Genomic DNA, 960 nt, shown 5'->3' with positions numbered 1-960 from the left:
CCCCCTGCCGCTCGGCGGCACCGGACGTCGCGATCCGCAGCCCCATCGCCGCCAGGCCCGCCAGGACGGTCGGCCCCGTCCACCCCGGGCTCGGGTGGACGGCCACTCCGACCGGCTTGTCGACGACCGCCACGTCCTCGTCCTCGTGGAGGATCCGCAGCCCCGGTACGGGTTCGGGTGCCGCCACGACCGGGCGTTCCGGACGGGGGAGCTGGACCTCCATCCACGAGCCGGCCACCAGCCGGTCCGACTTGCCCGCCGGAGCGCCGTCGATCACCACACCACCGGACTCGGCGATCGACACCACGGCCGTCCGTGACAGACCGAGCAGTTTCGCCAGGCCGGCGTCGACCCGCATCCCGTCGAGTCCGTCGGGCACCGGAAAGGTGCGGGTGTCGCTCATCGCTGGTCGTCTCCCTCGGCGGTGTTCGTCTTCTCCTGGTCGGCGCGCCCCCGGACGGTGCTCCCGTCGTAGTCCCGGCCGAGCACGGCCAGCACCAGCAGCAGCGCCACCCCGCCCACCAACGCGGAGTCGGCGACGTTGAACACCGGCCACACGCTGCCGTCAGGAGCGAACAACGAGACGAAGTCCACGACGTGACCGTGCAGGGGCGCCGGGGAACGGAAGATCCGGTCCGCGAGGTTGCCCAGCGCACCGCCCAGCATGAGGCCCAGCCCCAGTGCCCAGCCCACCGAGCGCAACCGGGGCGCGATCCAGATGATACCCGCGACCACGCCGACGGCGACCAGGGTCAACAGCCACGTCATGCCCGTCGCCATCGAGAACGCGGCCCCCGGGTTGCGCAGCAGCACCAGGTACACGCCGCCACCGAGCAGCCGGACCGGCTCCCGCCCCTCCAACTGGGCGACGGCGACGACCTTGGTGACGAGGTCGAGGGCGAACGCCACCGCGGCCACGACCGCGAGCAGGGCCACCCGCCGCCTCGGCGGGCCCCCGCC

General features: G+C 73.5%; 2 protein-coding genes. Both read right to left on the bottom strand.

Translation table 11 applies throughout. The features are described from left to right. Positions 1-403, bottom strand: a 403-nt coding sequence (locus ACTIDRAF_RS0212245; protein WP_016699033.1) for a hypothetical protein, incomplete at its 3' end; no start/stop codon positions are given. Then, on the bottom strand, positions 400-960 hold a 561-nt coding region (gene lspA, locus ACTIDRAF_RS28515), incomplete at its 5' end, for a signal peptidase II (RefSeq protein WP_039786990.1). The genes ACTIDRAF_RS0212245 and lspA, both read right to left, overlap by 4 nt.

The organism is Actinoalloteichus spitiensis RMV-1378 (assembly GCF_000239155.1).
Taxonomy (GTDB): domain Bacteria; phylum Actinomycetota; class Actinomycetes; order Mycobacteriales; family Pseudonocardiaceae; genus Actinoalloteichus_B; species Actinoalloteichus_B spitiensis.
Note: the sequence above shows the minus strand (reverse complement) of the source record. Positions and strands in the feature narration are given on the sequence as shown.